At 72.8% G+C, this 26,999-nt stretch carries 23 protein-coding genes; 4 read left to right on the top strand and 19 right to left on the bottom strand.

What is annotated here, in order from left to right; translation table 11 throughout:
• Positions 1-8: 8 nt before the first annotated feature.
• The 17 genes from SYYSPA8_RS04975 to SYYSPA8_RS04895 all read right to left on the bottom strand — a co-directional run bounded on the left by SYYSPA8_RS04975 (position 9) and on the right by SYYSPA8_RS04895 (position 19,623).
• Positions 9-977, bottom strand: a complete 969-nt coding sequence (locus SYYSPA8_RS04975) for a hypothetical protein (RefSeq protein WP_323445712.1) — start codon at positions 975-977, stop codon at positions 9-11.
• The gene (locus SYYSPA8_RS04970; RefSeq protein WP_323445711.1) at positions 974-3,649 is read right to left on the bottom strand and encodes a hypothetical protein; all 2,676 of its coding nucleotides are present in this window, start codon (positions 3,647-3,649) and stop codon (positions 974-976) included. The genes SYYSPA8_RS04975 and SYYSPA8_RS04970 overlap by 4 nt, the downstream gene beginning before the upstream one ends.
• A complete protein-coding gene (locus tag SYYSPA8_RS04965) occupies positions 3,646-4,083 on the bottom strand; it encodes a DUF6507 family protein (protein ID WP_323445710.1) in 438 nt (145 codons plus the stop codon). The genes SYYSPA8_RS04970 and SYYSPA8_RS04965 overlap by 4 nt, the downstream gene beginning before the upstream one ends.
• 53 nt (positions 4,084-4,136) lie before the next feature.
• Positions 4,137-4,448 carry a pore-forming ESAT-6 family protein gene (locus SYYSPA8_RS04960; RefSeq protein ID WP_323445709.1) on the bottom strand — a complete coding sequence of 104 codons (312 nt, stop codon included), beginning with the start codon at positions 4,446-4,448 and terminating at the stop codon, positions 4,137-4,139.
• 17 nt (positions 4,449-4,465) lie between these two features.
• Positions 4,466-4,798 carry a hypothetical protein gene (locus SYYSPA8_RS04955; protein ID WP_323445708.1) on the bottom strand — a complete coding sequence of 111 codons (333 nt, stop codon included), beginning with the start codon at positions 4,796-4,798 and terminating at the stop codon, positions 4,466-4,468.
• A gap of 169 nt (positions 4,799-4,967) precedes the next feature.
• Positions 4,968-6,407, bottom strand: coding sequence for a DUF6177 family protein (locus SYYSPA8_RS04950; protein WP_323445707.1), 1,440 nt, complete (start codon positions 6,405-6,407; stop codon positions 4,968-4,970).
• 64 nt (positions 6,408-6,471) lie between these two features.
• The gene (eccCa, locus tag SYYSPA8_RS04945; protein WP_323445706.1) at positions 6,472-10,461 is read right to left on the bottom strand and encodes a type VII secretion protein EccCa; all 3,990 of its coding nucleotides are present in this window, start codon (positions 10,459-10,461) and stop codon (positions 6,472-6,474) included.
• Positions 10,462-10,577: 116 nt separating this feature from the next.
• Positions 10,578-11,711 (bottom strand): MinD/ParA family ATP-binding protein, encoded by a 1,134-nt coding sequence (locus SYYSPA8_RS04940; RefSeq protein WP_323445705.1) that lies wholly within the window; start codon positions 11,709-11,711, stop codon positions 10,578-10,580.
• Positions 11,712-11,798: 87 nt separating this feature from the next.
• A complete protein-coding gene (gene eccD / locus SYYSPA8_RS04935) occupies positions 11,799-13,154 on the bottom strand; it encodes a type VII secretion integral membrane protein EccD (RefSeq protein ID WP_323445704.1) in 1,356 nt (451 codons plus the stop codon).
• 94 nt (positions 13,155-13,248) lie between these two features.
• The gene (locus tag SYYSPA8_RS04930; protein WP_323445703.1) at positions 13,249-13,518 is read right to left on the bottom strand and encodes a hypothetical protein; all 270 of its coding nucleotides are present in this window, start codon (positions 13,516-13,518) and stop codon (positions 13,249-13,251) included.
• Positions 13,519-13,730: 212 nt separating this feature from the next.
• Complete coding sequence (locus tag SYYSPA8_RS04925) at positions 13,731-13,925, bottom strand: DUF397 domain-containing protein (protein WP_323445702.1); 195 nt, start codon at positions 13,923-13,925, stop codon at positions 13,731-13,733.
• Positions 13,922-14,119, bottom strand: a complete 198-nt coding sequence (locus SYYSPA8_RS04920; protein WP_323445701.1) for a DUF397 domain-containing protein — start codon at positions 14,117-14,119, stop codon at positions 13,922-13,924. Before SYYSPA8_RS04920 ends, SYYSPA8_RS04925 begins: the two co-directional genes overlap by 4 nt.
• Complete coding sequence (locus SYYSPA8_RS04915) at positions 14,116-14,325, bottom strand: DUF397 domain-containing protein (protein WP_323445700.1); 210 nt, start codon at positions 14,323-14,325, stop codon at positions 14,116-14,118. Before SYYSPA8_RS04915 ends, SYYSPA8_RS04920 begins: the two co-directional genes overlap by 4 nt.
• On the bottom strand, positions 14,322-15,149 hold the full coding sequence (locus SYYSPA8_RS04910; protein WP_323445699.1) for a helix-turn-helix domain-containing protein: 828 nt from the start codon (positions 15,147-15,149) through the stop codon (positions 14,322-14,324). Before SYYSPA8_RS04910 ends, SYYSPA8_RS04915 begins: the two co-directional genes overlap by 4 nt.
• Positions 15,150-15,369: 220 nt before the next feature.
• A complete protein-coding gene (locus SYYSPA8_RS04905) occupies positions 15,370-17,052 on the bottom strand; it encodes a thiamine pyrophosphate-binding protein (protein ID WP_323445698.1) in 1,683 nt (560 codons plus the stop codon).
• Positions 17,049-18,020, bottom strand: a complete 972-nt coding sequence (gene speB, locus SYYSPA8_RS04900) for an agmatinase (protein ID WP_323445697.1) — start codon at positions 18,018-18,020, stop codon at positions 17,049-17,051. The genes SYYSPA8_RS04905 and speB overlap by 4 nt, the downstream gene beginning before the upstream one ends.
• 46 nt (positions 18,021-18,066) lie before the next feature.
• Complete coding sequence (locus SYYSPA8_RS04895; RefSeq protein ID WP_323445696.1) at positions 18,067-19,623, bottom strand: sodium:solute symporter; 1,557 nt, start codon at positions 19,621-19,623, stop codon at positions 18,067-18,069.
• 152 nt (positions 19,624-19,775) lie between these two features.
• Between SYYSPA8_RS04895 and SYYSPA8_RS04890 the strand changes: the two genes are divergently transcribed.
• The 4 genes from SYYSPA8_RS04890 (at position 19,776) to SYYSPA8_RS04875 (ending at position 24,702) form a co-directional block, all read left to right on the top strand.
• Entirely contained in the window at positions 19,776-21,338 is a 1,563-nt protein-coding gene (locus SYYSPA8_RS04890; RefSeq protein ID WP_323445695.1) for a PucR family transcriptional regulator, read from the top strand.
• Between the two features lie 226 nt (positions 21,339-21,564).
• Entirely contained in the window at positions 21,565-22,722 is a 1,158-nt protein-coding gene (locus SYYSPA8_RS04885; protein ID WP_323445694.1) for an acyl-CoA dehydrogenase family protein, read from the top strand.
• Between the two features lie 16 nt (positions 22,723-22,738).
• On the top strand, positions 22,739-23,611 hold the full coding sequence (gene tesB, locus SYYSPA8_RS04880; protein WP_323445693.1) for an acyl-CoA thioesterase II: 873 nt from the start codon (positions 22,739-22,741) through the stop codon (positions 23,609-23,611).
• A 101-nt stretch (positions 23,612-23,712) separates the two neighbouring features.
• Positions 23,713-24,702 carry a cation diffusion facilitator family transporter gene (locus tag SYYSPA8_RS04875; RefSeq protein WP_323445692.1) on the top strand — a complete coding sequence of 330 codons (990 nt, stop codon included), beginning with the start codon at positions 23,713-23,715 and terminating at the stop codon, positions 24,700-24,702.
• Positions 24,703-24,728: 26 nt separating this feature from the next.
• Here the strand turns inward: SYYSPA8_RS04875 and SYYSPA8_RS04870 are convergent, their stop codons facing one another.
• Together SYYSPA8_RS04870 and SYYSPA8_RS04865 are read right to left on the bottom strand one after the other, a co-directional pair.
• Positions 24,729-25,955 carry a cytochrome P450 gene (locus tag SYYSPA8_RS04870; protein WP_323445691.1) on the bottom strand — a complete coding sequence of 409 codons (1,227 nt, stop codon included), beginning with the start codon at positions 25,953-25,955 and terminating at the stop codon, positions 24,729-24,731.
• A gap of 204 nt (positions 25,956-26,159) precedes the next feature.
• The gene (locus tag SYYSPA8_RS04865) at positions 26,160-26,948 is read right to left on the bottom strand and encodes a phosphatase (RefSeq protein WP_323445690.1); all 789 of its coding nucleotides are present in this window, start codon (positions 26,946-26,948) and stop codon (positions 26,160-26,162) included.
• Positions 26,949-26,999 lie beyond the last annotated feature (51 nt).

The following is a 26,999-nucleotide window of genomic DNA, read 5'->3' as shown; positions in this document are numbered from 1 at the left end:
GGCTCGGCTCACTCCCAGGAAGACCTCTCGCGCAGCGTGGCCAGATCGATCGTCGCAACAGGGTCCGCGGCCGAGAGCCCGGTCAGCTCACGGAGAGCCTCCGAAGGCGTCAGGCCGCGACCGTGCGCGTCCATGAGGCGCTCAAGCCACCCCTGGGCTGCGCGATACGTCTCTTCGTCGTCGACGTCGAGAGGCTCAAAGCTGGCCGCACCCGCCTGGTCGCTGGCCCACAGATGGCCGAGGACACCCTCTTCACGCCGCACGGCGACGTACTGGACCTCTCCTTCGACGGATCGCCGGTACCCAATGCGCCCGAACCCGGGCGCATGGCGGAATTCCTCCCATCGGCGGATGAGTTCACCCCGGTACCAGGTGTCGGAAACGGATCCGTCGGGGTCGACATGGTTCTCCAGACCGCTCTCGGTCGGAACAGCGAAGTAGGTGGGGTCTTCCGGGTCCGTCTCCCAGCCCAACGCAACCGCGATCCCCCGAAGAGCGCCCGCCAGCCGCGGCGCGTTCGCGGCATACACATCAGGCTGCGGGTTCCCTCTCAGGTCGTGCGCCATCCACACATCGGAGAAAGTCGCCAGATCCACACTGGTGAAATCGGCAAAGGCCGAAGCATCGAGCGAGAAGAGTTCTCGCTCAGGGACATCCTCGCCATATCCGGCGACCACACCTGCGCAGTCCACCTGGGCACTGACGGATCCGACCTCGCCGGGACGGCCATCCAGGGCAGCCACCCCAGCAATCTCGTCCACGCCTGCATCCAGGGGAAATTCTCCACGATAGAGAATGCTTTTCGGGCTCCCGGCCTCCGTGACCGAAAGGCGCATCGTCGGCATCCCGACGGACAACTGATATCGCACCAAGACCTCATGCGAGGCCTTCAGAGCCCGCAGACAGCGTCGGAGATCGTCAGCCGATTCATCGACGTCGCCCCAGGTCCAGCGACCGACCGGCGTACTGGCAATCACTCTGTTCCCTCCGGCGTGAAGCGGCCCCCCACAGGCACAAAGACGATCCCATCCGGCGTTCGGATCACGAACTGGACTTCCATGCCTTCATACCCCTTCTGGAGTCTACCCAGATGCTCAAGCATCTCGATCCGCGAAACCTTGGTGTCCACGACAAAGGTCTGAACATCTGCAGACGAGTCTGTAAGCTGCTTGATGCTCTTGAAGATCTTACTCACGACCGTGTTAGCCGAAGTCGTCGAATCCGGGCCAGTCATGTCCTTGAACTGCCAACCGTGGACCTCTCCGTCGGCCGTTCGCGCCATGACATCGAGATCCGTCTTGGCAGCAGTGAAGACACCCGGCTTGATCTCATTCCCAGCCTGCTTCACCTCGAACGAGATATCTGTAATCCCCTGATCGTGCAGACGATTCGCCAGACGTATCTGTTCCAGAGATCCAGAAACGTCGGTCGGGCGGGAGAGGTTCGAGACCACTGTCGAGAATCCATCGGATTCCCGGAAGCGCCCAGAGATGATCGCTTCCGCGATTTCCCGTCCCGCAGGGTGATCAGACAGGGTTCGGATGATCGCTTCGACATCGCCGGGCTTGACCTTGGTGCCCCGGACCTGGTCTCTGAGGGCCTGTTCTTCAGCTCCTCCACGCTGGAACGGCTCGGGCGATTCCTGCGGCCGGTCCCAAACCTGGGAACCACGCTCTCCTCCGGCATGGTCTGGAACTGTCTGTGGAGGGACATGGTCGCCCGCGGAAGTACCTGACGAGCCGCTCGCAGGAGTGTGATCGCCGCGGTGGGGACCGCCACCCCCTGGGCCTCCGTCTCCGGGCGCACCGCCACCTGGTGTGTTGTCCGTCGTGCCACGGCCCCCTGAGGGCTCCGGGGTCGAGCCGCCTCCGCCGCCCGGGGTCGTGTTGTCGAGCGAGTTCGAGGGCACATTGTTCGCGGCGCCCCCCGGCACGTTGTCGCCGACGGACGCCATGGGCGGAGTGTTCGCCGCGCCGCCCGGCAGGTTGTCCGATACCGAGCCCGTCGGCAGGTTGTTGCCCGCGCCGCCGCCCGGCAGATGGTTCGCGCCCCCGCCCGGCGCCCCCTCCACCACGTCGCCGACCGTGTTCGGCAGCGCCGGCACCCTCGGGTCCGTGAGGTCCGACCCCACCCGCACCGGCTCGTCCGGTGTGCGGGCCGGGGCGCCCGCCAGCGCCGGTTCGCGGGTCGGGGACGGGGTCTCCACCCGGGGACGATCCGCGGTGGACGGGGGGTTCTCCTTCGTCGCCTCGTCGCCGCGCTGGAAGAGGGTGCCGTCCTCCCTGTAGAGGTTGCCCGACTCGTCCATGTAGCGCGCCGGGCCGTCCTCGAAGGGGAGCTTCGCCGTGCCCGGGGGGAGGACCACCGTGTCCGACGGGAAGCGGACCGTGCCTTCCGGGGTGCGGGTCGCGCCCGGGGGGAGGTCCGCGCTGTCCGGGAAACGGAAGGTGCCGTCGGGGAGTCTCACCGTGCCGGCGGGGACGCTGAAGGCGCCGTCCGGGATGGTGGGGATCTTCAGGTTGCCCAGGCCCTTCAGGCCCGTCAGCACATCGCCGGCCTTCGACAGGCCCGCGCCCGCGCCCTTGAAGATGTAGGTCGTCGGGTCGATCGCCCGGCCCGTCTTCCCGACCACCGAAAGGACCTTGCCCACCGCGCCCGCCTTGCCCGCGCCGGCGGCGGCCCCGCCCGCGCCGCCGGTGAAGACCGTCGTCACCACGTTGAAGGTGACCGCGCCCGCCGCCCGGGAGGGGTTGGAACCCCACTGGTCCCAGGCCACCAGCGCCTTGCCGGTCTCCTTCATCGCGGTGCGCGAGTCCCGCAGCCAGGCCGGCATCTTCTTCTCGTCGGCCATCCAAAAGGCCGCCCCGGCGACCGGTATCGCCGTGATCACCACACCGGTGGCCAGCTTCCCCAGGCCCGTCCACGCCTGGCCCGCCGCGTCCCAGCCCGAGAAGCCGACCAGGGTGCCCAGGCCCTTGATGGTGCCCCAGACGCCGTCGACGATCACGCCCTTGCCGAAGTCGTAGGCGTGCTCCCACACCTGCCACGCGGGGACCGACTCCTCCACCGCGTCCCCCCACGGCAGGGACTTCGCGGACTTCAGCGCCTCGGCGTCGTAGCCGTACTGGTTGGCGCCGCCGGAGCCGTCCTGGACGGTGAGACGGCTGCCGCAGAACAGTGCCACGATCGAGTTGTGGCAGTTCCGCTCGGCCTCCTGGAACTGCGCCCAGACCTCGGCGACCTCGTTGCGGCGGTCGAGGTTCTCCTCGATCAGGTCGCCGTCCTCGCGCCACTTGTCGTCGTCGCTGACCTTCTCGCGGAAGGCGGCGGCGTCCGCGCGCAGGGACTCGAACTTGGCGATCAGCGGGCGTACCTCGTTCGCGTACGTCCCGAGCGCGCCCGCGATCACACAGGTGTCGGAGCTGATGGCGGAGGCGGTCTCGGTGACCGGCCGGGTCGTCGCGAACAGCTGCTCCGCCTCGGGTGCCCGGTAGAAGGCGGACAGGCCGCCGAACGACGTGTGCACGTCGCCCGCAGCCGTCACCACCTTCGCGCCGTCGCCCGACAGCTTCCTGACATGGCCGTCCAGGGCCGCGAGATCACCGGTGAAGACGGGTATCTCCGCCGGGTTGACGGGAGCGTTGCTCATCGGCCGCCACCCCCCGGCATCTCGCGGCGCAGCGCGGCCAGGTCGATCGCGCGGGCGGCGTCCTGGGCCTGCCGGGCGGCTTCGAGGTCGCCTTCGACGTATTCGGTGGTGGCCTTCACCGCGCCCAGGACACAGGCCTCGATGCGCTCCGCCATGGCGTTGAAGTCCTTCTGGCGGTTCTCCAGGTACTGGCCGAGCGCGCCGGCGACGGGGCCCATGGTGGTGCCGCCCCGCAGCGGCGCGTTGCCGGGGGCGACCGGGCCGTGGAGCCGGGGGCCCGCGGCCGAGCCGGGGACCGCCGTGCCCGCCGCGCTGCCCGCTCCGGTCAACGTCGTCACCAGGCCCTGGAGGGCCTTCTGCAGCTCGCCGGCGTGGCCGCCGACGACCTTCAGCTGCCCCTGCACTCCCTGCGGCCGGATGTCCCAGCTCGTCATCAACGCCCCCCGTATCGCCCCGTGATGTCCAGCGGCCCCGCGCGGGGCCCGTCTCAGCCGATGCCGTCGACCGCGGCCTTGGCCCGGGAGAGGGTCTGCTGCGCGGTCACGTCGTTCTTCTCCAGCGTGGTCTTCAGCAGCTGGATGATGTTGCGGACCTCCTGGGAGGCGCTGTTCCAGCGCATCTCCTTGGCGTGGTACTCGTCCGCCACACCGTCCGCGGTGAAGTCGCTCATCGCGGCCTTGACCTGCGCGTCGCGTTCGGCGATCACCTGCTCCAGGCGGCCGATCACCGCCTGGATGTTCCCCTGCGCCTCGGAGGACGCGCCCGTGTCGTACGACCGGCGGTCAGCGTTCGCTGCCATCACACATCACCCCTGCATCAGCGGCCGGAGAACCGGGCCGCGTCGAAGTTCGCCGCCGACATCTGCGTCTGGGCGTTGTCGCTCTGCTCCATCACACCCGTGCTGAAGGACTGCTCCATCCCGGACTGGCCGCCGAGGATCGCCGACAGCGCGCCGTTCAGCGCGGCGGTGATCTCGTCGGAACGGGACTTGAAGGAGTCGAACGCGGCCTTCCCGGCGCCGTTGAACTTGCCCTCCAGCGGCTGGGCGGCCTGGATCAGCTGCTGGATCAGGGCACCGAGGTCACCGCTCGACGACTGTGACTTCGAGATCAGGGACGACAGCGTCTGTGCGCCCATGTCGAACTTCATCGGACTCCCCCCGCAGGGCCTCGACGCGAACACGCGAACGCGCGTGCTCGCGTGGCGTACGGTCATGCCTATCAAGCCACGGTTGACTCGGGCAATTCATTACCGAGCATCTGAGGCGAGGATATGACAAATCCTCACACCCCCTCCTCCTGTGCTCCTCCCCCGCTTCTCACGTCTGCTTCAGATGCCGCATCAGCCGCTCGAAGTCGGCCCACCCCGACAGATCCGACGGGTCCCCGGGAAAGCGGTAGTACAGCGCGGGACGGGTCTTCGGCCCCAGCTCCTCGGGGGCCGTGGCCTGCGGAGTGCGCCGCGCCCGATCGCCCGGGATGTTCCGGACCTCCTCCGCGCCGAGGACGAACGCCACCGGCACGCCCGGCCCTTCGAAGCACGGCGGTACGGCGAGATCGCGCCGGGCCCGGCGCAGCTGCACCAGCATCGACTGGAGCCGGTGCCGTACGGCCAGCGCCCCGGCCACCCCGGAGAGCCGGTCCAGCGGCGGTTCCTCGTCCGGGCCGTAGCCGAACGCGAGGGTGGTCTCCTCCTCGACTCCGGCCTTGGTGCGCAGGACGCGGATGGTGGCGAGTCCCGGCCGCCGCGGGGTGCCCACCACCACGAACCAGGTCGGCTCCGGCGCCCGGGACCGGGCCAGGTCCGTCAGCCGCCGGGGCGACCAGGGCAGATTGGCGGGTTCGGCGGTGCCCCAGCCGCCCGGGGCGGTGCCCGTCAGCTCCTGCCACACCGTCTCCAGCGCCCCGCCCAGCACCAGCCGCTCATCGGCGGGGTGGACGCACCGGAAGGTCAGCGCGAGCTGGCGCTCTCCGCTGTCCCCCGGCTCCGGATGGAAGGCCGCCGCCACCGGACCGCCCGGTTCCTGACTGATCCTCGGGTCCACCGGGGCCGCGTCCGCCGCCGCGACCGGCGCGAACATGCCCTCCTGCCAGCGGAGCACGGCCCCGCTCAGCCCGTCGTAGTAGCCGTCCCGCTCGTCCTGGACGACCCAGCGGTTCGGCCACGACGACAGGGATTCGCGGACCGCCGGGGAGAGCGTGGTCCCCGCCGGGGTGACGATCTGGAGTCCGAGCCCGGCTCCGGCGGCGGCCCGGTAGGCGTCCGCGAGCCAGGCCGTCATCGCGACCACCGGACGGTCCTGGACGACGACGGCGACCTTGTCGGTCAGCACGTCCACCGCCGGAGCCGAGGAGGCCGGCACGGGCGCGGCGCTGATCCCGTCGCTCGCCACCACGGCGAGGGAGCGGGTGGCCTCACGCGGCCAGCCCACTCCCCCGGCCAGCTCGGCGACCCGGGCCGCGAAGGTGCCCGCCAGCCGCTCGGCCTCGGGGACCCCGGTCGTGGCGCGGGCCTCCGTCCACCAGTACGGCACCCGGGGCGGCTCGGTTCCCAGCAGCCGTTCCGCCTCGCCCTCCACCTGGATCAGCAGCGGGGCCTCCACCGACACCAGGGGCCGGCCCTGCTCGTCGCAGAGCTGGATCACCGCGCCCTCGCCCTGGGGACCGAGGAGCAGGTCCGGGCCACCGGCGAGCAGACCGGCGACCACGACCACCGGATCCGGCATCCGGGGGGTGAGAGCGATGACGTCCTTGGTCACGGGGACCGGTCCTTCCTGGGATTCCGCACTTCTGAACTTCTGAACGAGGGTGGCCGGCGGGCCCTCAGCCCACCGGGGTGTGCACCGTCTGGATCAGCCGGCTCGGCCGTCCCCGCCGCACCAGCACACCCCGGCCCGGCGGCTGCTGCGCCGCGTACACCCCCGGCAGCAGCTGCCCCTCGCTCCGGTCCCCCGCCATCACCAGCGCCGACGCCCCCGACTCCCGCAGGCCCTGCACCAGCGGCTCGTACATCCCCCGGGAGGCGCCCGCGACCCGCCGGGTCACCACGAAGTGCAGCCCGATGTCGACGGCGGACGGGAGGTAGGGCAGGAAGGGGGCGAGCGGGGTCTGTCCGGCCGTGGTGAGGACGTCGTAGTCGTCCACGAGGACCACGATCCGCGGCCCGCCGCCCCAGCTGCCCGGCTCCAGCGATTCCAGCGCGGCGCTGTCGTCGGGCAGTCTGCGTTCCAGTTCGGTGGCGATCCCGGTGGACAGTCCGGCGGCCAGTTTGCTGTTGTACGCGTAGCCGCCGAGGAACTCCTCCGGGACCGCGCCGCGCAGCCCGCGCCGGGGGTCCATGACGGCGAGGACCAGCTCGTCCTCCCCGTACCGCTCGATCAGGCCGTTCGCGATCGTCCGCAGCAGACTGGTCTTGCCGCACTCGCTGTCGCCCAGGATCAGCAGATGCTGATCGTGCTCGAACAGGTCGAGCAGCACCGGCTCCAGGGCCGACTGGTCCAGGCCGATGGGGACCCGGTGCGGTTCGGCGGACGGGCCGGGCAGCAGCTCCGGCTCCAGCAGCTGCGGCAGCACCCGTACCGGCTGGGCCACGTCGCCGCCCCAGGTGGCGCGGACGGTCCGGGCGGTGTGCTCCAGGACCGCGCCCAGGTCGTCCGTCCCCGCGACCCCGTCCGTACGGGGCAGGGCGGCCTGGGCGAAGAGCTTGCCGTCGGTGAGCACCCGGCCCGGCTCGTTCACGGCCAGGGTCTCGGCGAGCCGGCGTTCGACGCTGGACTCGGAGGGGTCGTTGAGCCGCAGCTCGACGCGGGTGCCGAAGCTGGACTGGGTGGCGATGCGGATGTCGTTCCAGCGGAACGCCGCCGCCACCACGTGGATGCCGTAGCCGCTGCCGCGCCGCAGGATGTCCACGACGGCGTCGTCCAGGTCCTCGAAGTCGTCGCGGAGCGCGCCGAAGCCGTCGATCACGAGCACGATCTCGGCGGACGCCAGCTCGGGCAGCCGGCCGGCGGCGTGCCGGGCGCGCAGCTGGTCGACGGAGTCGATGCCGTGCTCGCGGAACAGCTCCTCGCGCCGGGTGAGCATGGTGCGGACCTCCTCCACGGTCCGGGCGGCCCGCTCCCGGTCGGCGCGGCCCGCGACCCCGCCGACATGGGGCAGTCCGGCGAGGGCCTGGAGGCCGCCGCCCGCCAGGTCGAGCCCGTAGATCCCGACCTCCTGCGGGGTGTGGGTGAGCGCGAGGGAGAGGACGAGGGTCCGCAGGAGGGCGGTCTTCCCGGACTGCGGCCCGCCGATGACGGCGGCGTGCCCGCCCGCGAGGGTGAGGTCCAGGTACCACTGGCCCTGCCACTGCCGGGTGGGGTCGTCCAGCAGCCCCAGCGGCACCTGGAGCGGTCCGCGCCGGCCGGCCAGCTGGGTGCCGCGCGCCCCCACTTCCAGGGGGCCGGCGACGGTGTCGAGGGTGACGGCGGCGGGCAGCGGCGGCAGCCAGATCTGCCGGACCGGGTCGACGGGGGCCCGCTCCAGCTGGGCGACCATGACGCCCAGTTCGGTGGGGCCGGTCTCGCGGCGGCGGGCGGCGGGTTCGGCCGGGCCCTGCTCCGGGGCGCCGAGGGTGTTGAACGCCGGGTACTCCAGGGCGAGCGGCCCCTCGTCCCCGTCGTCGCCGTCGTGGCGGGCCGGGCCCCGGTAGGCGCCGGAGACGTAGCCCGCCTTGAAGCGTTCGTAGTGGCTGGTGTCGACCTTGAGATAGCCGAAGCCGGGCAGCGGCGGCAGCTGGAAGGCGTCGGGGGTGTCCAGGACGGTCCGGGATTCGTCGGCGGAGAACGTCCGCAGCCCCAGCCGGTAGGAGAGATAGGTGTCCAGGCCCTTGAGCCGGCCGCCTTCGATGCGCTGGCTGGAGAGCAGGAGGTGGACGCCGATGGAGCGGCCGATCCGGCCGATGGAGAGGAAGAGGTCGATGAAGTCGGGCTTGGCGGTGAGGAGTTCGCCGAACTCGTCGATGATGACGAAGAGGTGCGGCAGCGGTTCCAGGTCGGGGCGGCGCTCGGCCCGCAGGGCGGCGTAGTCGCCGATGTCGGCGACGTTCCCGGCGTCCTTGAGGACCTGCTGGCGGCGTTTGACCTCGCCGGCGAGGGAGGCGTGGACGCGTTCCACCAGGCCCGCCTGGTTCTCCAGGTTGGTGATCACTCCGGCGACGTGGGGCAGGGCCGCGAAGGGGGCGAAGGTGGCGCCGCCCTTGTAGTCGACCAGGACCAGGGCCAGATCCTCCGGCGGATGGGTGGCGACGAGCGCGAGGACCAGGGTGCGCAGCAGCTCCGACTTGCCGGAGCCGGTGGCGCCGACACAGAGGCCGTGGGGGCCCATGCCCAGCTCGGAGGACTCCTTCAGATCGAGCAGGACCGGCTCGTGGCGGTCGTTGACGCCGATCGGTACGCGCAGGAAGGCGCGTTCGGCGCGGGGCGCCCAGAGCCGGTCGAGGTCGAGCCGGGCGACATCCCCGTCGCCGCCGATGCCGAGGAGTTCGGCGAAGTCGACGGGCCCGGAGAGCGGGGCGTCGGCCAGGGACTCGGCGGACAGCCGCAGCGGGGCGAGCATCCGGGCCAGGCCCTCCGCGAAGGCGGTCCCGGCCTCGTCCACGGTGCCGTGGGCGCCGACCGGCTCCTCCTCCCGCAGGTCTTCGATGTCCACCCGGTCGCCGTCGACGGTGATCCGGACGCCGACCTTCCCGGGTTCCTGTATGCGGCGCTCCAGCAGGTGGAGGACGGTGACGCCCATCTCCCGCAGCCCGACGGCCTCGTCCGGGAGGGGGAGTTCGGCGGCGTCCTCGCCGTGGCCGTCGGCGACCACCAGCAGCCGGGCGGTCAGCCCGAGGGCGCCCCGGCCGGAGAGTCCGCGCCGTACCTCCGCGGCGTACGAGGCCCTGCGGCGCAGCTCGGGCGCCAGCGCGCGGGCGAGCTGCGGCAGCGAGGGCGCGATCCGGCGGGCGGCGACCGGTCCGTCGAACTGTTCCTGGTCCAGGAGGTGCGGCAGCCACTTGGCCCACTCCCAGTCCGGCATCCGGTCACCGGGCGCGGCGAGGGCGACGGCGACGTCGTCGGGGGCGTGGGTGGCGGCGGTCTGCACCAGCAGGGCGCGGGCGACCCGCAGGCAGTCCTCGCGGGGGCCGACGACGCTGATGTTGCCGACCCTGTCCAGGGGGACGGTGAGCGGCAGTTCGGTGCCGGTGCGGAACCGGTCCATCAGCGCGGACGCCTCGTTCAGCATGAAGCGGTCGGGCGGGGTGAGCACCGTGGAGCCCGGGTCGGCGATCCGCAGATCCCGTACGGGCATCTCGCCGGTGCCGACGCGGACCCGCAGGAAGTCGTCGTTGGTGCGGCGCCGCTCCCACAGCCGGGCCGGGTCGCGGACGATGTCGTAGAGGGCGTATGGGGGCGGGTTGAGCACTCCGGCCCGCTCGCGCCGGTCGCGTTCCTCGGCGGACAGCTCCTCCCGCAGCTCCTCCAGATAGGCGAGGTAGGCCTCGCGCTGGGTGCGGCGGGTGCGCTGGGCCTTGCCGCGCTGGGAGAAGACCAGGGCGAGCGAGCCGATGACGGTGACGAGCAGGATCAGCGCGCCGAGCGCGGCGAACTGGCTGTTGCGGACGACGGTCATCATCACGACCGAGGACATCACCCCGGCCACGGGCAGCAGCGACATGGCGATGCCGCCGGGCTTGCCCTCGGGCAGGTTGGGCGGGGCCTCGATGACGCGGTCGGTCGACGCGGCCAGGGGCCGGCTGGTCCGGGCCGGGCGGTGTATCAGTCGGGTGCTCATCGTGGTGTCCGGTCGTCGGGTCCGGCCCCTCGGCGCGGGGCCGCGCGGTCCTGGGCGGTGCGGTCCAGGTCGGTGCTGGGCGGTGCTTCGCGGGTCAGGGGCGGTTCAGTGGCGGCTCAGTGGCGGTTCAGCGAGAGCCTGAGGACGTCCGCGGCCAGCTCGGTGACGGCCTGGCGGGTGGGCCGGGCCAGCAGTTCGGTGCGGATGGTGCCGCCGGCCGCGAGATGCCGGTCGTAGGGGAGGAGCCGCACCCCGGCGCCGGTGGCGCGCAGCAGCTTCGCGGCCTCGTCCAGGTCGAGCCCGCCGTGCGGGGAGAGTTCGGTGAGGGTGACGACCGTACCGGCGATGACGTGCGGGGGCAGGCCCTGCATCCACTGGAGCACGGCGTGGGTGCTGGCGACGCCCTCCAGGGTGGCGGGGGCGGCCAGTACGCGGGCCTGGGAGGCGGTCAGGGCGACGCGGGCGACCTCGGCGGGCAGGGTCTCGCAGTCCACGACGGTGACGCCGAAGTAGCGGCGGAGCGCCACCATGACCCGCTCGTAGGCGCGCAGGTCGAGCATGGCGCCGATCCGGCCCTGGCTGCCGGGGAGCAGCCAGGCGTTGTCGGGGAGCTGGACCAGGTAGCCGGTGATGTCGAGCAGGGACATCTGGGGTTCCACGATGCCGGCGAGGTCGCCGGTGGTCCAGCGGAGGGTCTCGGCGCCGAGCCGCAGCGGGAGGGAGCCGAGGGCGGGGTCGGCCTCCACGAAGAGGACGGGGTCCTGGCGGTAGTGGGCGTAGGAGAGTCCGAGGAGGGCGGCGATCGTGCTCTTGCCGGCGCCGCCCCTGATGGAGGTGACGGCTATCTGGCGGCCGGTGGTGACGGGCTGCTGAAGCGTTTCGGCGACGCGGGTGGAGTCGGCGACCTCGCGGGCTGCGGACGAGGAGACGGTACGGCGCACGGCCCGGCCGGCACGGGCGGCGGCGCTCTCGCCGTGGCGGGGTTTGCGGCCGACTCCGGCGAGGCCGCCGTCGACCACGGGGAGGGAGTCGGGTACGCCGCGCGAGCCGCCGGAGCCGTAGCCGTAGCCCTGTGCCGCCGGAGCCGGCGGGGGCGCCGGGGCTGCCGGGGCCGTCTGCGGGGGAACGGCCGGGGGCGCGGGCCGGTCCGGGCCCTGCGGGCCGTCGGCGGGCGCGGGCGGAGGCGGGGGCGGCGGCTCGTTCCTGAGCTGCCGCAGCACATCGCCCTGCCAGTTCTCGCCGTGTGGCATGTCCGCCCTTCCCCTGTCCCCTGCCGTCATGCCCTCATGCCCGTCATGCCCGTCACATTGTCGTTGTCATGTCAGTCACGTCGTCGCTCAGAATTTGTCGAGCAGCTGCCCGTACACCCCGAACACGCCCACCGCGAGCGGGAACAGGCAGACCATGCCGATGGACTCGACCAGGTCGGCCATCCGCCCCAGCCGCACCCGTACATGTTCCGGCGGCTCCACCGCCAGGGCGACCAGCGGCAGGAGCGCCGCCACGGCGAGCACCACGAGGGGGCCGGCGCCGCCGGTGCGGTCCAGCCAGACCACCACCAGTCGTACGAGGAGCACGGACGCGGCCGCGAACAGCGCGACCACCTCCGCGACCAGGGGGAAGGCCCGTGCCCTGGACAGCAGCACCACGGTCACCACGACCGGCAGGGTCGTCGTCCACACGGTGGGGTCCTCGGCCCGGGTGAGCAGCCAGCCGCCGGCCGCCGCCGACACCGCCGTGACGACGGTGGCGAGCGCGAGGCCCCGGTGGGTCGCGGCGAGCGCGTTGGCGACCTGGTGCCTGCTGACGGAGGTGCCGCCGGAGCGGCGGTCGTCCAGGGCGGTGAGCCCGGAGGCCATCAGCGCGAACCGGGGCAGCAGTCCGAGCAGGACGACGGAGAACAGCGCCAGCACCGTGCCGAGCCGCGCGGGATCGTCCTGGACGGCGGCCACCACCTCCCATACGGCGGTCAGCGCGGCGACGGCCCCGGCGCCCAGCAGTCCGCCCCGGCCCAGCGGGGAGAAGAGACCGAGCAGCAGCAGCGTCAGCACCAGCGCGCCCGCGACGGCGGCGAGCCGTACCGGGCCGGACCAGTCGTGGGCGTCGGCGGCGGTCCACGCGGTCAGCACCCCGAGGCCGCCGGAGGCCAGCAGCAGCGCGGTGGCCAGCCCCCGGTTGCCGGCGCCGACCCGGGCGGCGACCGCGCCACCCGCCATCAGCAGCAGGGTGAGGACGCCGAGCAGCCCGGCGAGGGCGTCGAGCGCGAACTCGCGGCGGGCCAGCAGCGCGGCGGCGACCGCGAACCCGACGGTGGCGACCCCGGCGCTGGTGCGGCGGGCGGCGGGCCGCCAGCGCCAGGACCGCAGATCGAGATCGTCGGCGACGAGGTCGGTGACGTCGTGGACGACGGGCGCGGGCGGCGCGGAGTGGGTCCGTACCAGCCGGAGCACCGCCCCGTCGGCGACCCCGGCGGAGGCGAGGGTGCTGTCCTGGGGCAGCACCGAGCCGTCGGATGTGGTCAGCTGACGGGTCAGCGGCCGGGCGGCGGCCCGGTCGTCCAGAAGTTGGAGGATGTCCGGGAGCAGCCGGCCGATCGGTGTGTCGGCGGGCAGGACGATGTCGGCCCGGCGGTGCTCGCCGACCAGGGTGACCCTGCTCAGTTGCGTCCGGGAAGTCGGTGCTGCGGCTACCACGTGCGGGAACCTATCATCGCGGTTTCGTCGGCCCTCCGGCTCGGGTCGTGGCTCTGGCTCAGGGCTCGGGTCAGGGCTCGGGTCATGGCTCGGGTCATGACTTCGGAGTCGGCACGGTCTGCTGGAAGCGCTGTTCCTGCTTCTGCTTCTCGGCCTTCTGCTTGTCCAGGGTGTGCTGGATGAAGGACCAGCCGACGCAGCCCGCGCAGAGGACGGCGGCGATGGCGATGCCCGCGAAGAGCTTCCCGAGCCGCTCGTCGGCGGTGCGGCGGACGCGCTGCGGGCCGAACAGCAGGGCGTCGCGCAGCCGCCGGCGGCGTACCGCCACCGACTCCAGCAGTTGGCTGTCGTAGTCCCGTGCCATGCGTTGCCGCCGCCTCCCCCGCTTTGCCCCCGCACACAATCGGACACAGGGCGCGTCTGTGTTCCGGTCAGTACCTTACGCAGCACCTTACGCAGCCCGGGGGCGGCGGCGCAGCCTGCCTGCGGGACGGCCGGGGCGGGGACGGGTACGGCCTCGTGTACGGGCAGGTCCCGCCCGGTGGATACCGGGCGGGACCTTTCGACGCCGGGTGCCTAGTTCTTCGCCGTACGGGCGAGAGCGACCAGGCCCGCGAAGGCACCGGGGGTGAGCATCAGCACGGGGCCGCCGGGGCATTTGCTGTCCCGGACGGGGACCACGCCGCGCTCCGCCACGTGCCCAGGGGCCCACTCGACACAGTCCCCGCCCTCGGGGCCGCTGTACGACGACTTGACCCAGCCGCCGGTCACGACGCGCCCTCCCCACGGGCGAGCGCCACGAGACCAACGAAGGCACCCGGGGCGAGCAGCAGGATCGGGCCGCCGGGGCACTTGCTGTCCCGGACGGGGACCACACCTTGGGCGGCCACACGGCCCGGCGCCCATTCCAGGCACTCTCCGCCCTCGGGGCCGGAGTGGGACGACTTGACCCACCCCTCCGTCATGACGTGCACTCCCCACGGGCGAGGGTGACGAGCCCCTCGAAAGCCCCGGGCGTGAGCATCAGCACCGGGCCACTGGAAAACTTGCTGTCCCGCACAGGGACCGTGCCGTGTTCTGCCGCATACCCGGGGGCCCACTCCACGCAGCTCCCACCCTCGGGGCCAGAGTGGGAGGACTTGACCCAGCCACGGTTCTGATATCCGCTCATGGCGCGTACTCCTTGGCGATCTCGTGGATGCGGGCCACCGACGCATCGGGGCCCAAGGCGTCTGCCCTCAGTCGATCGTAGGCATCCGTCGCGGCGGAAACCACCTTCGGAGCCTCAAGTGGCCTGCCACCGTGCGGCCCTTCGATCTGGAGAACCGGAAGCCCTTTGTTGAAGAACAGCAGGGCGAAGGCGTTTCCCGTGGCCGGGGCTCCGCTGCCCGCTTCGAAGAGCTGGAGCGTGAAGTGAGGCAGCTCTGCCAGCTGCGTCAGATGAGCCAGCTGGCGGGCCATTACCTGGCGTCCCCCGACGACGGTCCGCAGACAGGATTCATGGAGCACCGTCCACACCAGCGGTGGTGTGGGGGCCTCCCGTTCCAGGATCTCGTGGCGCTGCATCCGCGCCGCGACTTTCGCGGCGACCTCGGCCGCCGTCGCCCGTGGCATCCGCGCGCGGAGCACGGCGTGGGCGTACTCCTCCGTCTGGAACAACCCCTGTGGGAACAGCGTCGAGTAGTCAAGAATCCTGCTCGCCCGCCGCTCCAGCTGGATGTACGGCATGAACCACGTCGGGTGCTCGCCGTCCAGCGCCTGCTGGAGCTGCCGGGCCAGCAGTCCCCCCGTACCGAACACCCGGTCGCACCCGATCGCGAACTTGATGCTCGCCGGGGTCTGTCCCGTCTCGACCTTGCTGACATAGCTCTCGGAGTAACCCGTCGCCCGGCCCAACCCCTTCAGGGTCAACCGCCGTTCCCGGCGCAACCCCCTGACGTCGAATCCGAAGGATTCAAGCGGACTCAAGCCGTCGGGTGCCTTCTCTTCGCTCACCGTCTCCGACCTCCCTCTCGCGTGGGAGCACAAGGCCGGCCGGAACACGTGGACTTGAGGGCGGCGCCTCGCGCACCACGAGCCCGGGGCTCCTTGTGCTCATCTGGTCACGCAGGGAAACGAAAGCGGCACGCAGAGGATACGACAGTCGGCCATGAGGACAAATCCACGAGCCGGACCGGACCCGGGGTGCGGGCCCGGTCCTCGCGTACGTACGCCGCTACAGGTGTGTCGGCGCGAACATCCGCAGCAGCGCCGGGAGGACCACCACCGACGGGCCGGGCGCGGCCAGCGCCTTCGCCAGGTCGGCGGCCAGGGTCTGGGGCGACGTGCGCACGGCGGGGACGCCGAAGGACTCCGCCAGGGCGACGAAGTCCGGGCGGGCCAGTTCGGTGCCCGTGGCCTCGCCGAAGGCGTCCGTCATGTACTCGCGGAGGATCCCGTATCCGCCGTCGTCCACGATCAGCCAGGTGACGGGGAGGCCGTACTGCCGGGCGGTGGCCAGCTCCGCGATGGAGTACATCGCTCCGCCGTCGCCGGAGACGGCCAGGACCGGGCGGTCCGGGTCGGCGGCGGCGGCGCCGAGGGCGGCGGGGAAGGCGTAGCCGAGGCCGCCGGCGCCCTGGGCGGAGTGCATGGTGTTGGGGCGGCGGGCGTCGAAGGCGGACCAGGCCCAGTAGGCGAGGATCGTCATGTCCCAGAAGTGGGGCGCGTCGTCGGGCAGGGCCTCCCGGACGGCGGCGAGCAGCCCTTGCTCAAGCCCGTGCCCCTGTCCGTCGATCCGTTCGCGGACCCGGTCGAGTACGGCCCGTACCCGCTTCGGCGCCTGGGGGTCGCGGCGCTCCGGGACCGTCTCCAGGAGGGCGGAGAGCGCGATCCGGGCGTCGGCGTGGATGCCGATCCCCGCGTGGTTGGATTCCAGTTTCCCGGCGTCCGCCTCGATCTGGATCACGCGGCCGCGCGGGGCGAACGTGTGGTAGTTCGAGGAGAGTTCGCCGAGGCCGGAGCCCACGACCAGCAGGACGTCGGCGTCCTCCAGGAAGTCGGTGGTGTGCCGGTCCTCCAGCCAGGACTGGAGCGAGAGCGGGTGTTCCCAGGGGAAGGCGCCCTTGCCGCCGAAGGTGGTGACGACGGGTGCGTCGATCCGTTCGGCGAGGGCGAGGAGCTTGCCGGAGGCGTCGGAGCGGACGACTCCGCCGCCCGCGATGATCGCGGGGCGTTCGGCGGTCGCCAGCAGGTGTGCGGCGAGCGCGGTGAGTTCGACGCGGGGCGCCTGCTCCTCCGGGGTGGCGTCGACGCCGGTGACGACCGGCAGCAGCGTCTCGGCGAGCAGGACGTCCTGCGGGATCTCCACCCAGACCGGGCCGTGCGGGGCGCGGAGCGCCGAGCGCCAGGCGTCCGCGATCGCGGAGGGGATCTGGGAGGCGGTGCGGGCGGTGTGGACGGACTTCACGATGCCCCGGAACGACGCCTGCTGGTCGCGGAGTTCGTGGAGGTAGCCGTGGCGGCCGCCGCCGAGTCCTGCGGCCGGGACCTGGCTGCCGATGGCGAGGACGGGCGCGGAGGCGGCCGCCGCCTCCTGAAGCGCGGCCAGGGACATCAGGGCGCCGGGCCCGGTGGACAGCAGCAGCGGGGCGGCCTCGCCGGTGATCCGCCCGTACGCGTCGGCGGCGAAGCCCGCGTTGTTCTCGACGCGCAGCCCCACATAGGTGAGGGAGGAGCGGCGCAGGGCGTCGAACATGCCCAGGGCGTGCTGGCCAGGCAGTCCGAAAACCGTGGTCGCGCCGAGGCTGTGCAGGGTCTCGACGACGAGGTCGCCCCCGGTGCGCCCGGCCGGCGGGTTGAGCGCGGCCTCCGTCTGGGCGGGGGTGGGCCGCAGCACCAGATCGTGGTCGTGGGTCATCGGGCGTCCCGCGCGGCGGCGATCTGGCGGCTCATGATGGTGGTCAGCTCGTACGCGGTGTGGGAGGCGGCGACGGCGGTGATCTCGGCGTGGTCGTAGGCGGGGGCCACTTCCACGACGTCGGCGGAGACCAGGTTGCAGGAGGCGAGCCCGCGCAGGATCTCCAGGAGTTCGCGGGAGGTCATGCCGCCGGCCTCGGGGGTGCCGGTGCCGGGCGCGTGCGCGGGGTCCAGGCAGTCGATGTCGATGGAGATGTAGAGCGGCCGGTCGCCGATCCGCTGCCGGAGCTGGTCGGCGACCTCGTCGGCGCCGCGCCGGTAGATGTCGGCGGAGGTGACGATGCCGAAGCCCATCTTCTCGTCGTCGGTGAGGTCGGCCTTGCCGTAGAGGGGGCCGCGGGTGCCGACGTGGGAGAGGGCGGACGTGTCGAGGATGCCTTCCTCGACGGCCCGGCGGAACGGGGTGCCGTGGGTGTACTCGGCGCCGAAGTACGTGTCCCAGGTGTCCAGGTGGGCGTCGAAGTGGAGCAGCGCGACCGGCCCGTGCCTCTTCGCGACGGAGCGGAGCAGCGGCAGCGCGATGGTGTGGTCGCCGCCGAGGGTCATCATCCGGGCGCCGGAGGCGAGGAGGTCGTCGGCGGCGGCCTCGATGGTCTCCACGGCCTCGTTGATGTTGAACGGGTTGGCCGCGATGTCACCGGCGTCGGCGACCTGGGCGAGCGCGAAGGGGGAGGCGTCCTGCGCGGGGTTGTAGGGCCGCAGCAGCCGGGACGCCTCACGGATGGCGTTGCCGCCGAAGCGGGCGCCGGGCCGGTAGGAGACCCCGGAGTCGAAGGGGACACCGACGACGGCGACATCGGCCGTGCCGACCTCGTCGAGCCGGGGCAGCCGGGCGAACGTGGCGGGCCCGGCGTACCGGGGCACACGGGACGAGTCGATCGGGCCGCGCGGCTGCTCGTTGCTGCTCATGCTTCTCTGCCTTCTTTCCTGCGATCTGTCGCTTTTCGACTGTAGGTCACCGGGGTCGGTGGGTGTCCGGCCCCTGGACGGCTCCGGCGGACCCGGCGGTTCCGGTGGTCCCGGCCACCCCGACCGCTTCGGCGGGGGTGGCCGCCCCAGGGTGCTCCTCGTCCCCGCCGCGTCCCGCCAGCCGCTCCTGCCAGTGGGCGAGGACGGCGGCGTCGGTGGGCCGGGTGGCCAGGCTGACCACCACATACACGGCGAGCGAGGAGAGCAGCCCGTAGTAGACGGGCTCGGTGGCGAGGATGCCGTATCCGGCCATGAGGCCGATTACAGCCGCCCCGCCGACGGCGACGGCGGCCAGGGCGCCCTGGACCGTACCGCGCTTCCACAGCAGCCCGCCGAGGATGGGGACGAGCAGTCCGCCGACGAGCAGGTTGTACGCGACGGTCAGCGCCTCGACGACATCGTTGAGCACGAGGGCGATGGCGATGACGGCGATGCCCATGACGAGGATGAAGGCGCGGTTGCCCTTCACCTCGTCGCGCTCCTCAGCGACTCCCTCCGTGGTGGCCCGGCTGCCGAGTCCGCGCAGCCGGGACCAGATGTCGTTGTTGGCGACGGTGGCGCAGGCGATCAGCGCGCCGGAGGAGGTGGACATCACGGCGGCGAGGGCGGCGGCCAGCACCAGGCCCCGGATCCCCATCGGAAGGTGGTCCTTGACGATCAGCGCGAAGGCGTCGTCGGGGTTGTCCAGCCTGGGGTAGAGCACCTTGGCGGCGGTGCCGATCATGGCGCCGGCGACCGCGTAGACCAGGCAGTACACACCGGCGGCGGTGCCGCCCCAGCGGGCCGTGCGGTCGCTGCGGGCGGTGAAGACCCGCTGCCAGATGTCCTGCCCGATGAGCATGCCGAACGTATAGATCAAGACATAGGTGAAAATCGTCTCTCCGCCGATGCCGAGGGGGGCGAAGTAGTCATCCGGCAGCTCGGCCTTCATCTCGCTGAAGCCGCCCGCCTTCACCACGGCGACCGGGAGCAGGATCAGCAGCACCCCGACGGTCTTGACGACGAACTGCACCATGTCGGTGAGGGTGATCGACCACATCCCGCCGAGGGTGGAGTAGGCGACGACGATGGCGCCGCCGAGGACGATCGAGACCGTCCGGTCCACGTCGAAGAGGACGTCGAAGATCGTGGCGTACGCGATGGTGGAGGTGACGGCGAGCATCAGGGTGTACGCCCACATCACCACGCCGGAGATGATCCCGGCCCGGCCGCCGTAGCGCAGGTCCAGCATCTCGGAGACGGTGTAGACCTTCAGCCGGGCGATCCGCGCGGAGAAGAGGACGGAGAGGGCGAGCAGCCCCAGGCCGATGGTGACGACCATCCAGCCGCCGGACAGGCCGTACTTGTAGCCGAGGCCGACGCCGCCGATGGTCGAGGCCCCGCCGAGGACGATCGCGGCCATGGTGCCGGAGTACATCCAGGGGCCGAGGCGGCGGCCGGCGACCAGGAACTCGCTCTTCGACCTGGCCCGGCGCATGCCCCACCAGCCCATGCCGAGCATGCCGGCCAGATAGACCGCGATCACCGCGTAGTCGACTGCCATCGGGCGCTCCTCCCCAATATCCCGTCCCGGGTCCGGAGCCCCGTTCACGGGCCGCCCGGACGTCCTGTCGACCCCTGACGGTAGGTGGCCGGAAAGCGCCGCTGAAGTGTACGTTTCATCCATTGTTGGCCTGCTTGACGGATGGATGGTCCATGCCGGAAACCACAGCGCCCCCTCCCACCCCGGCGGTCCCGCTGGCCGCGCTGCTGGCCCAGGAGGAGCTGGGGCTGCGGCAGATCGCCGGACCGGCCACGGTCCCAGCCACGGCCACGGCCACGGCCACAGAAGAGACCGGCACGGTGGTGCACTGGGTGCACACCTCCGAGATGGCCGACCCGTACCCCTATCTCCTCGGCGGGGAGCTGCTGCTGAGCGCCGGGGTGCTGCTCAAGGACCCCGACACGTACGTGGCCCGGATCGTGGCGGCGGGGGCGGCGGCGCTGGGCTTCGGCGTGACCCCGGTGTACGACACGGTCCCGCCGGGTCTCGTCGAGGCGTGCGACCAGTACGGGCTGCCCCTGCTGGAGGTGCCGCCGCAGACGACGTTCACGGCGGTCGCCCGCGCGGTGTGGCGGCTGATGGCGGAGGCACGCCACCGGGAGCTGCGCCGGGTGAGCCGGGCGCAGCAGGGTCTTGCGACGGCGGCGGCCCGCCCCGACCCCGTACCGGCGGTCCTCGGTCAGCTCGCGGCACGGCTCGACGGGTACGCGGCGTTGCTCACGGCGGACGGCGGGGTGGCGGCTGCGGCGGGGCGGGCGCCGTCGCCGCAGGTCAGGCAGGCGCTGGAGCGGCTGGCCCGGGTGGTGCGGGGCCCGGCCCACGGCGACGCAGCCGCAGCGGGAACAGGCGCGGGAACGGGAGCGCCGGCAGGTGGCCCGGGGGCGCCGTCCACCGCCAGCGACACCGCCGCCGGAAGCCGGCTGGCCGCCTACGCCATCGACAACGGCAGCGGCACCGGTAGCGGCACCGGTGGCGGCAGCGGCTTGGTGCTCGCGCTCGCCACCCCCGCCCGGGAGCCCGGGGACCACACCGTCGCCGGGGTCGCGGTCGTCCTGCTCTCCCTGCTCACCGCCCAGCACCGGGGCCGGGACAGCGCCGCCCGGGGCTCCGCCCTGGTCCGGCTGCTCCTCGGCGCGGACCCCGCGGAGACCGCCGCCGCGCTCGGCGGCGAGTCCTGGACGGTGGTACGGGCCCGGGGCGGCGGGCGGACGCCGTTCGCCGCGTCCGCGCTGGGGGCCTCGCTCGGGAGCGCGCTGGTGGACCCGGTGGACGAGCGGACCGTACGGATCCTGATCCCCTCGGCCGCACCGCCGGCGCCCCGGCCCGGCTGGGTGCTGGGCGTCAGCGACCCGGTGGCCCCGTCCGAGCTGGCGGCGGCCGACGCGCAGGCGGCGCGCGCCCTGCGCCGGGCCCTGAGCACCGGCGTCGACCTGGTCCGCCACCGGGGCAGCGCGCTGGGCTCGCTGCTCACCCCACAGGAGGCCGCCGCCCACGCCCGGCTGCGGCTGGCCCCGCTCGCGGGCTCGCCCGCGCTGGTGGAGACCCTGCGCGCGTGGCTCGCGGCGCACGGCGGCTGGGACCGTACGGCCGGGGCGCTGGGGGTGCACCGGAACACCGTGCGCCAGCGGATCGCGCGCTGTGCCGCGCTGCTCGGCGAGGACCTGGACGACCCGGACGTCCGGATGGAGCTGTGGTTCGCCCTCCGCTCCCGCTGACGGTCCGCCTCCTGCCGGCCGACCGCCCGGCGGCGCGGGCGGGCGGGCGGCGCAGGCGGCGGAGGCGGCGCGGGCGGGCGGCGCAGGCGGGGCGCAAGGCCCGTCCGGCACTGTGACGCACCCCGCCCGCCCGTCTCTGGACAGCTTCATGACCAGCCGGTAACTTCGAATCTGAGCAAGCGCTTAGACATGGCCGGTCCCTGCCCAGGATCCAAAGGAGGCGTTCGTGCGCCGCAGCGTTTACAACGAGGACCACGAGGCGTTCCGGGAGACCATCCGCGCCTTCATCGAGGCCGAGGTCGTCCCGGTCCACGACGAGTGGTACGCGGCGGGCCAGGCGCCCCGCGACTTCTACTACAAGCTGGGTGAGCTGGGCGTCTTCGGCATCGAGGTGCCCGAGGAGTTCGGCGGGGCCGGCGAGCGGTCCTTCAAGTACCAGGCCGTCATCACCGAGGAGACCACCCGCGCCGGTGTCTCCTTCGGCGGCTCCGGCGTCCATGTCGCCCTCTGTCTGCCCTACCTCATGGAGTACGCCACCGAGGAGCAGAAGAAGCGCTGGCTGCCCGACTTCGTCAGCGGCGCCGCCATGTACGCGATCGCCATGACCGAGCCCGGCACCGGCTCCGACCTCGCGGGCATGAAGACCACCGCCCGGCGCTCCGACGACGGCACCCACTACGTCCTCAACGGCGCCAAGACCTTCATCACCGGCGGTGTCCACGCCGACAAGGTGATCGTCTGCGCCCGGACCGCCGCCCCGACCGCCGAGGACCGCCGCCACGGCATCTCGCTCTTCGTGGTCGACACCGGGCTGGCCGGGTACGCGGTCGGCCGCAAGCTGGACAAGCTGGGCCTGAAGACCTCCGACACCGCCGAACTCTCCTTCACCGACGTCGAGGTGCCCGCCGGGGACCTCCTCGGCGAGGAGCACAAGGGCTTCTCCTACCTCGGCCAGAACCTGCCGCAGGAGCGGCTGGCGATCGCCGTCGGCGCGTACGCCCAGGCGTCCGCCGCGATCCGGTTCACCCAGGCGTACGTCACCGACCGCACGGTCTTCGGCCAGTCGGTGGCCTCGTTCCAGAACACCAAGTTCGAACTGGCCTCCTGCAAGGCCGAGGTCGACGCCGCCGAGGCGGTCGTGGACCGCGCCCTGGAGGCGCACGACGCGGGCGAGCTGACCGCCGCCGAAGCGGCCTCCGCGAAGCTGTTCTGCACCGAGGTCGCCCACCGCGTCATCGACAAGTGCCTCCAGTTGCACGGCGGCTACGGCTATATGAACGAGTACCCGATCGCCCGGCTCTACGCCGACAACCGCGTCAACCGCATCTACGGCGGGACCAGCGAGGTCATGAAGTCGATCATCGCGAAGTCCATGGGCCTGTAACCCGGGCGCCGCCACGATGGGTTCGGCACTCGACAACCTGCTCGATCTGCTCGACCTGGAGCGGATCGAGCGGGACATCTTCCGGGGCCGCTCGCGCGCCTCGGTCGTCCCCCGCGTCTTCGGCGGCCAGGTCGCCGCCCAGGCCCTGACCGCGGCGGGCCGCACCGTGCCCGCCGACCGGGCGGCGCACTCGCTGCACGCCTACTTCCTGCGGCAGGGCGACCCGGGGGCGCCCATCGTCTACACCGTCGACCGCATCCGCGACGGCCGCACCTTCGCCGGCCGCCGGGTCGTCGCCGTCCAGCACGGGCGGCCGATCTTCCATCTCTCGGCGTCCTTCCAGAGCGCCGAGGACGGTCTCGAACACCAGGACGCGATGCCGGCCGCGCCCGACCCGGAGTCGCTGCCGACGGCGGCCGAGATCCTGCCCTCGTACGCGGGGAACTTCACCGACCCGGGGGCGCTGGAGAGGCTGCTGCGCTCGCGCGAGGCGGTGGACGTGCGGTACGCGGCCGCCCCGCCCTACGGCAGCGTCGGCACCGCCCGCGCACCCCGCTCCCAGGTCTGGTTCCGCGCCCGGGGCGAACTCCCCGACGACCTCCTCCTCCACACCTGCCTGGTCACCTATGTCTCCGACATGACGCTCCTCGACTCCGTGCTGATCGCGCACGGCCGGGGCGGCTGGGCCGTGGGGGACGTGGTGGGGGCGTCGCTGGACCACGCGATGTGGTTCCACCGGCCGTTCCGCGCGGACGAGTGGCTGCTGTACGACCAGGAGTCGCCGTCCTCCGGGGGCGGGCGCGGCCTCGGCCAGGGCCGGATCTGGACCCGGGACGGGCGCCTGGCCGTCTCCGTCATCCAGGAGGGCGTGATCCGCGTCCCGCGCTGAACCGTGCTTCTGCGGACGAGGCCGTACGCACCCGGGGCGCCCGCGTGGCGGACCGCGTGGCGATTCCCGTCCCGGCGCCCCCGGCCGCGTACGGTCCGCGCATGGCAGAAACGCCGGAACCGCCGGAACCGCCAGGACCACGGGAGACGGATGCCGAGAGCACGGCGACCGTGCTCGTCGCCGCGTTCGCCAACCTCGGGATCGCGGTGGCCAAGGCGGCCGCCGGGGTGATCAGCGCCTCCAGCGCGATGCTCGCCGAGGCCGCCCACTCCGTCGCCGACACCGTCACCGAGCTGATGCTGCTGACCGCGCTGCGGCGCGGCGCCCGGCCCGCCGACGAGGAACACCCTCTCGGCCACGGCCCCGAGCGGTACATCTGGGCGCTCCTGGCGTCCGTCGCGACCTTCGTCGGCGGCGGCGTCTTCGCCGTGTACGACGGGATCCACACCCTCACCCATGAGACGGAGCCGGGCGATCCGCTGGTCTCGTACGTCGTGCTCGGGGTCGCCTTCCTGCTGGAGGGGTACTCGCTGCGGACCGGGCTGCGCCAGGCACGCGGCGAGGCCGCCCGGCTCGACGCCCCGGTCCGCCGCTATCTGCGGGTCACCCCGGACACCGCCGTCAAAGCGGTCGTCCTGGAGGACTCCGCCGCCCTGGTGGGCCTGCTGCTCGCGGCCGGCGGACTGCTCGGCGGGCAGCTCACCGGCTCGGGCGTGTACGACGGGGTCGCCTCCGTCCTCATCGGGCTGCTGCTGGTGTGGGTGGCCTGGGAACTGGGCCGCAGCAACGCCCGGCTGCTCATCGGCCGCCCCCTGCCGCCCTCGGTGCGCGACGCGATCCGGGAGGAGATCCTGACCGTTCCGCACATCGTCTCCGTCCTGGAGCTGACCACCCTCGTCCAGGGCCCGCGCGAGTTCCTGGTGGCCGCGAAGGTCGACTTCCGGGACGCGGCCACCGCGCGCGAGGTGGAGTGGGCCTGCGAGGAGGCCGAGGAGCAGCTGCGGGAGCGCTTCCCGTCGATCCGGCGGGTCTATCTGGACCCCACGCCGGGACTCGGGCTGCCGCCGGGAACGGGCCCCGGACCCCGGTAGCGCCAACGACGGCTGTACGGGGTGACTCACCAGGTGACGGGCAACTCCGCCAGACCGGCCACCAGCCGGTCGCCGCGCCAGGCCAGTGCGGCGAGATCGTCACCGGCGGGCCGCAGCCCGGGGAAGCGGCGGTTGAGCGCGCCGATCGCCGCCTCCAGCTCGACCCGGGCGAGCGCCGCGCCCAGACAGGCATGGGGTCCGTGCCCGAAGGAGAGATGGCCGCCGCCCGGCCGGCGGATGTCGAAGCGGTCCGGATCCGGAAAGCGGGCGGGGTCCCGGTTGGCGGCCTGGGGCAGTGGCATGACGACCTCCCCGGCGTGGATCGTCACGCCGCCCACCTCCACGTCGCCCCGGGCGACGAGCATCAGGAAGAACGCGCCCAGCGACTGGTGGCGCAGGATCTCCTCGACCGCGCCGGGCAGCAGCCCGGGGTCGGCGCGCAGCGCGGCCAGCTGCTCCGGGTGGTGGAACAGCCGCCACATCCCGGCCCCGATGGCGTTGACCGTCGTTTCGTGGCCGGCGATGAGCAGCCCCACGGCCAGGTGGTTGACCTCGGCGTCGGTGAGCCGGTCGGTGCCCTCCTGGGCGGTGAGCCAGGCGCTCAGCAGATCGTCGCCGGGGGATGCGCGGCGTTCCTCGATCAGCGCGGCGAAGCAGGAGTCCAGCGCGTGCCGGGCGGCGTCCGTCTCCTCCTGGGAGATGCCGAGCACGGTGAAGAGGGTGTCCGACCAGGCGGCGGAATCGGCCCGGTCCCGCTCGGGGACGGCGAACAGTTCGGTGATCAGGGTCATCGGCAGCGGGTGGGCCAGGGCGGCGACCAGGTCGGCCGGGGGTCCCGCGTTCTCCATCACGTCGAGATACCCGTCGGTCAGCTCCCGCGCCCGCCGGCGCAGCCCGCCGATCCGCCGCGCGTGGAACGGGCGGGCCGCCAGCCTCCGCACCTGCCGGTGGACGGCGCCGTCGGCCTGGAGTGTGCGCAGGCCGTCCGTCGGGGCACTGTTCAGGCCCTGGGTGGTGCCGACCCGGGGGCCGTCCCTGCCGACCTCCCGCGAGAGAAGGGGGTGGTTCAGCACCGTGCGCACCTCGTCGTACCCGGTCACGAGCCAGGTGATGATCCCGCTGGGCAGCCGTACCCGGGCGACGGGGGTGTCGGGGAGGGGGACCGGCTCACCGGCGAAGGCGTGCGCGGGGTAGTCGGGGACGGCCTGCGGGTGGTGGGCCTGCGGGTGGTGGTCGGGGACGGTCTGCGGCACGGGGCGGCCTCTCTCTCGTCCTGGAGCGTCTTCCTGGCTCCCGGAACCCGGAGGATCCCGGATCCCGGAGCCTCGGCCCGGAGCCGGGCGGGTCTCCTTGCCCGGACCCACGGCCCCGGGCGCCCAGGGGTTCGACGGCGACCTCGGCCCCGTCCCCGTCCCCGTCCCCGCCCCCGCGTCCGGAGGCAGCTGCCCCCTACGCCGTCACTCCCCGGGCAGCAGCCCCGCCGCGTCCAGCAGGTACGCCGTCATGGGCTCGTAGCCGCGCGGGTCGGTGACGTGGTCGTCGAGCGGGACGGTGACCTGCACGGTTCCCTCGGCCTCGCCGATGAAGAGGGCCGGGTCGTTGCAGTCGGCGTACCCGACGGCGTCGATTCCGCGCTGGCCCGCGCACCCGGCCCAGCCGTGGTCGGCGACGACGAGGTCGGGCAGCGGGCGGCCCGTGCGCTCCAGGGCGTCGAGGATCGCGGCCATCGGCGCGGGCGAGTGGGTGTGCCAGAGGGTCGCGCCGCGCTCCAGCACGGCGACATCGGCGAACTGGAAGACCATGGCCTCGTCGGCGGTGACCCCGGCGGGGATGCGGACGATCTCGCAGCCGGCCGCGCGCAGGGCGTCCGCCGTCTGCCGGTGCACGTCGAGGAGGCCGCCGGGGTGCCCGGTGGCGAACAGGACCCGCTCCCGGCCGGCGGCGGCCTTGCGGAGCCGGGCGGCCATCCGCTCCAGCCCGGCGACGGTCAGCTCGGGGTCGATGGTGTCCTGGCCGATCCGGTGGGCGGGGTCGTCGATCACGCCGCAGCGCTCGGCCATCACGGCGAGGACGTCCTGCTCGTCACTCCAGCGGTCGCCCAGCTCCAGGCCGAGCCAGTAGTGGCGGTTGCCGTTGGCCAGCTCGCGGTAGTGCGCGAGGTTGTTGTCGCGCGGGGTGGCGACGTCGCCGGCGATACGGGTGCGGACGAGATGGTCGATCAGGGCGGCACGGCTCGGTATCGGCATGGTGCCCATTGTGCCCGCCCGGGGGCGGACCGCACGGTTTCGGCCGGACGC

Source organism: Streptomyces yaizuensis (genome assembly GCF_034961445.1).
GTDB lineage: Bacteria > Actinomycetota > Actinomycetes > Streptomycetales > Streptomycetaceae > Streptomyces > Streptomyces yaizuensis.
Note: the sequence above shows the minus strand (reverse complement) of the source record. Positions and strands in the feature narration are given on the sequence as shown.

What these genes read in the sequence shown, in the direction of transcription:
- SYYSPA8_RS04970 (WP_323445711.1), bottom strand. Translation starts at nt 3,649, where the DNA reads ATGAGCAACGCTCCCGTCAACCCGGCGGAGATACCCGTCTTCACCGGT.
- SYYSPA8_RS04965 (WP_323445710.1), bottom strand. Translation starts at nt 4,083, where the DNA reads ATGACGAGCTGGGACATCCGGCCGCAGGGAGTGCAGGGGCAGCTGAAG.
- SYYSPA8_RS04960 (WP_323445709.1), bottom strand. Translation starts at nt 4,448, where the DNA reads ATGGCAGCGAACGCTGACCGCCGGTCGTACGACACGGGCGCGTCCTCC.
- SYYSPA8_RS04955 (WP_323445708.1), bottom strand. Translation starts at nt 4,798, where the DNA reads ATGAAGTTCGACATGGGCGCACAGACGCTGTCGTCCCTGATCTCGAAG.
- eccCa (WP_323445706.1), bottom strand. Translation starts at nt 10,461, where the DNA reads ATGAGCACCCGACTGATACACCGCCCGGCCCGGACCAGCCGGCCCCTG.
- SYYSPA8_RS04940 (WP_323445705.1), bottom strand. Translation starts at nt 11,711, where the DNA reads ATGCCACACGGCGAGAACTGGCAGGGCGATGTGCTGCGGCAGCTCAGG.
- SYYSPA8_RS04930 (WP_323445703.1), bottom strand. Translation starts at nt 13,518, where the DNA reads ATGGCACGGGACTACGACAGCCAACTGCTGGAGTCGGTGGCGGTACGC.
- SYYSPA8_RS04920 (WP_323445701.1), bottom strand. Translation starts at nt 14,119, where the DNA reads ATGACGGAGGGGTGGGTCAAGTCGTCCCACTCCGGCCCCGAGGGCGGA.
- SYYSPA8_RS04915 (WP_323445700.1), bottom strand. Translation starts at nt 14,325, where the DNA reads ATGAGCGGATATCAGAACCGTGGCTGGGTCAAGTCCTCCCACTCTGGC.
- SYYSPA8_RS04905 (WP_323445698.1), bottom strand. Translation starts at nt 17,052, where the DNA reads ATGACCCACGACCACGATCTGGTGCTGCGGCCCACCCCCGCCCAGACG.
- speB (WP_323445697.1), bottom strand. Translation starts at nt 18,020, where the DNA reads ATGAGCAGCAACGAGCAGCCGCGCGGCCCGATCGACTCGTCCCGTGTG.
- SYYSPA8_RS04895 (WP_323445696.1), bottom strand. Translation starts at nt 19,623, where the DNA reads ATGGCAGTCGACTACGCGGTGATCGCGGTCTATCTGGCCGGCATGCTC.
- SYYSPA8_RS04890 (WP_323445695.1), top strand. Translation starts at nt 19,776, where the DNA reads ATGCCGGAAACCACAGCGCCCCCTCCCACCCCGGCGGTCCCGCTGGCC.
- tesB (WP_323445693.1), top strand. Translation starts at nt 22,739, where the DNA reads ATGGGTTCGGCACTCGACAACCTGCTCGATCTGCTCGACCTGGAGCGG.
- SYYSPA8_RS04875 (WP_323445692.1), top strand. Translation starts at nt 23,713, where the DNA reads ATGGCAGAAACGCCGGAACCGCCGGAACCGCCAGGACCACGGGAGACG.
- SYYSPA8_RS04865 (WP_323445690.1), bottom strand. Translation starts at nt 26,948, where the DNA reads ATGCCGATACCGAGCCGTGCCGCCCTGATCGACCATCTCGTCCGCACC.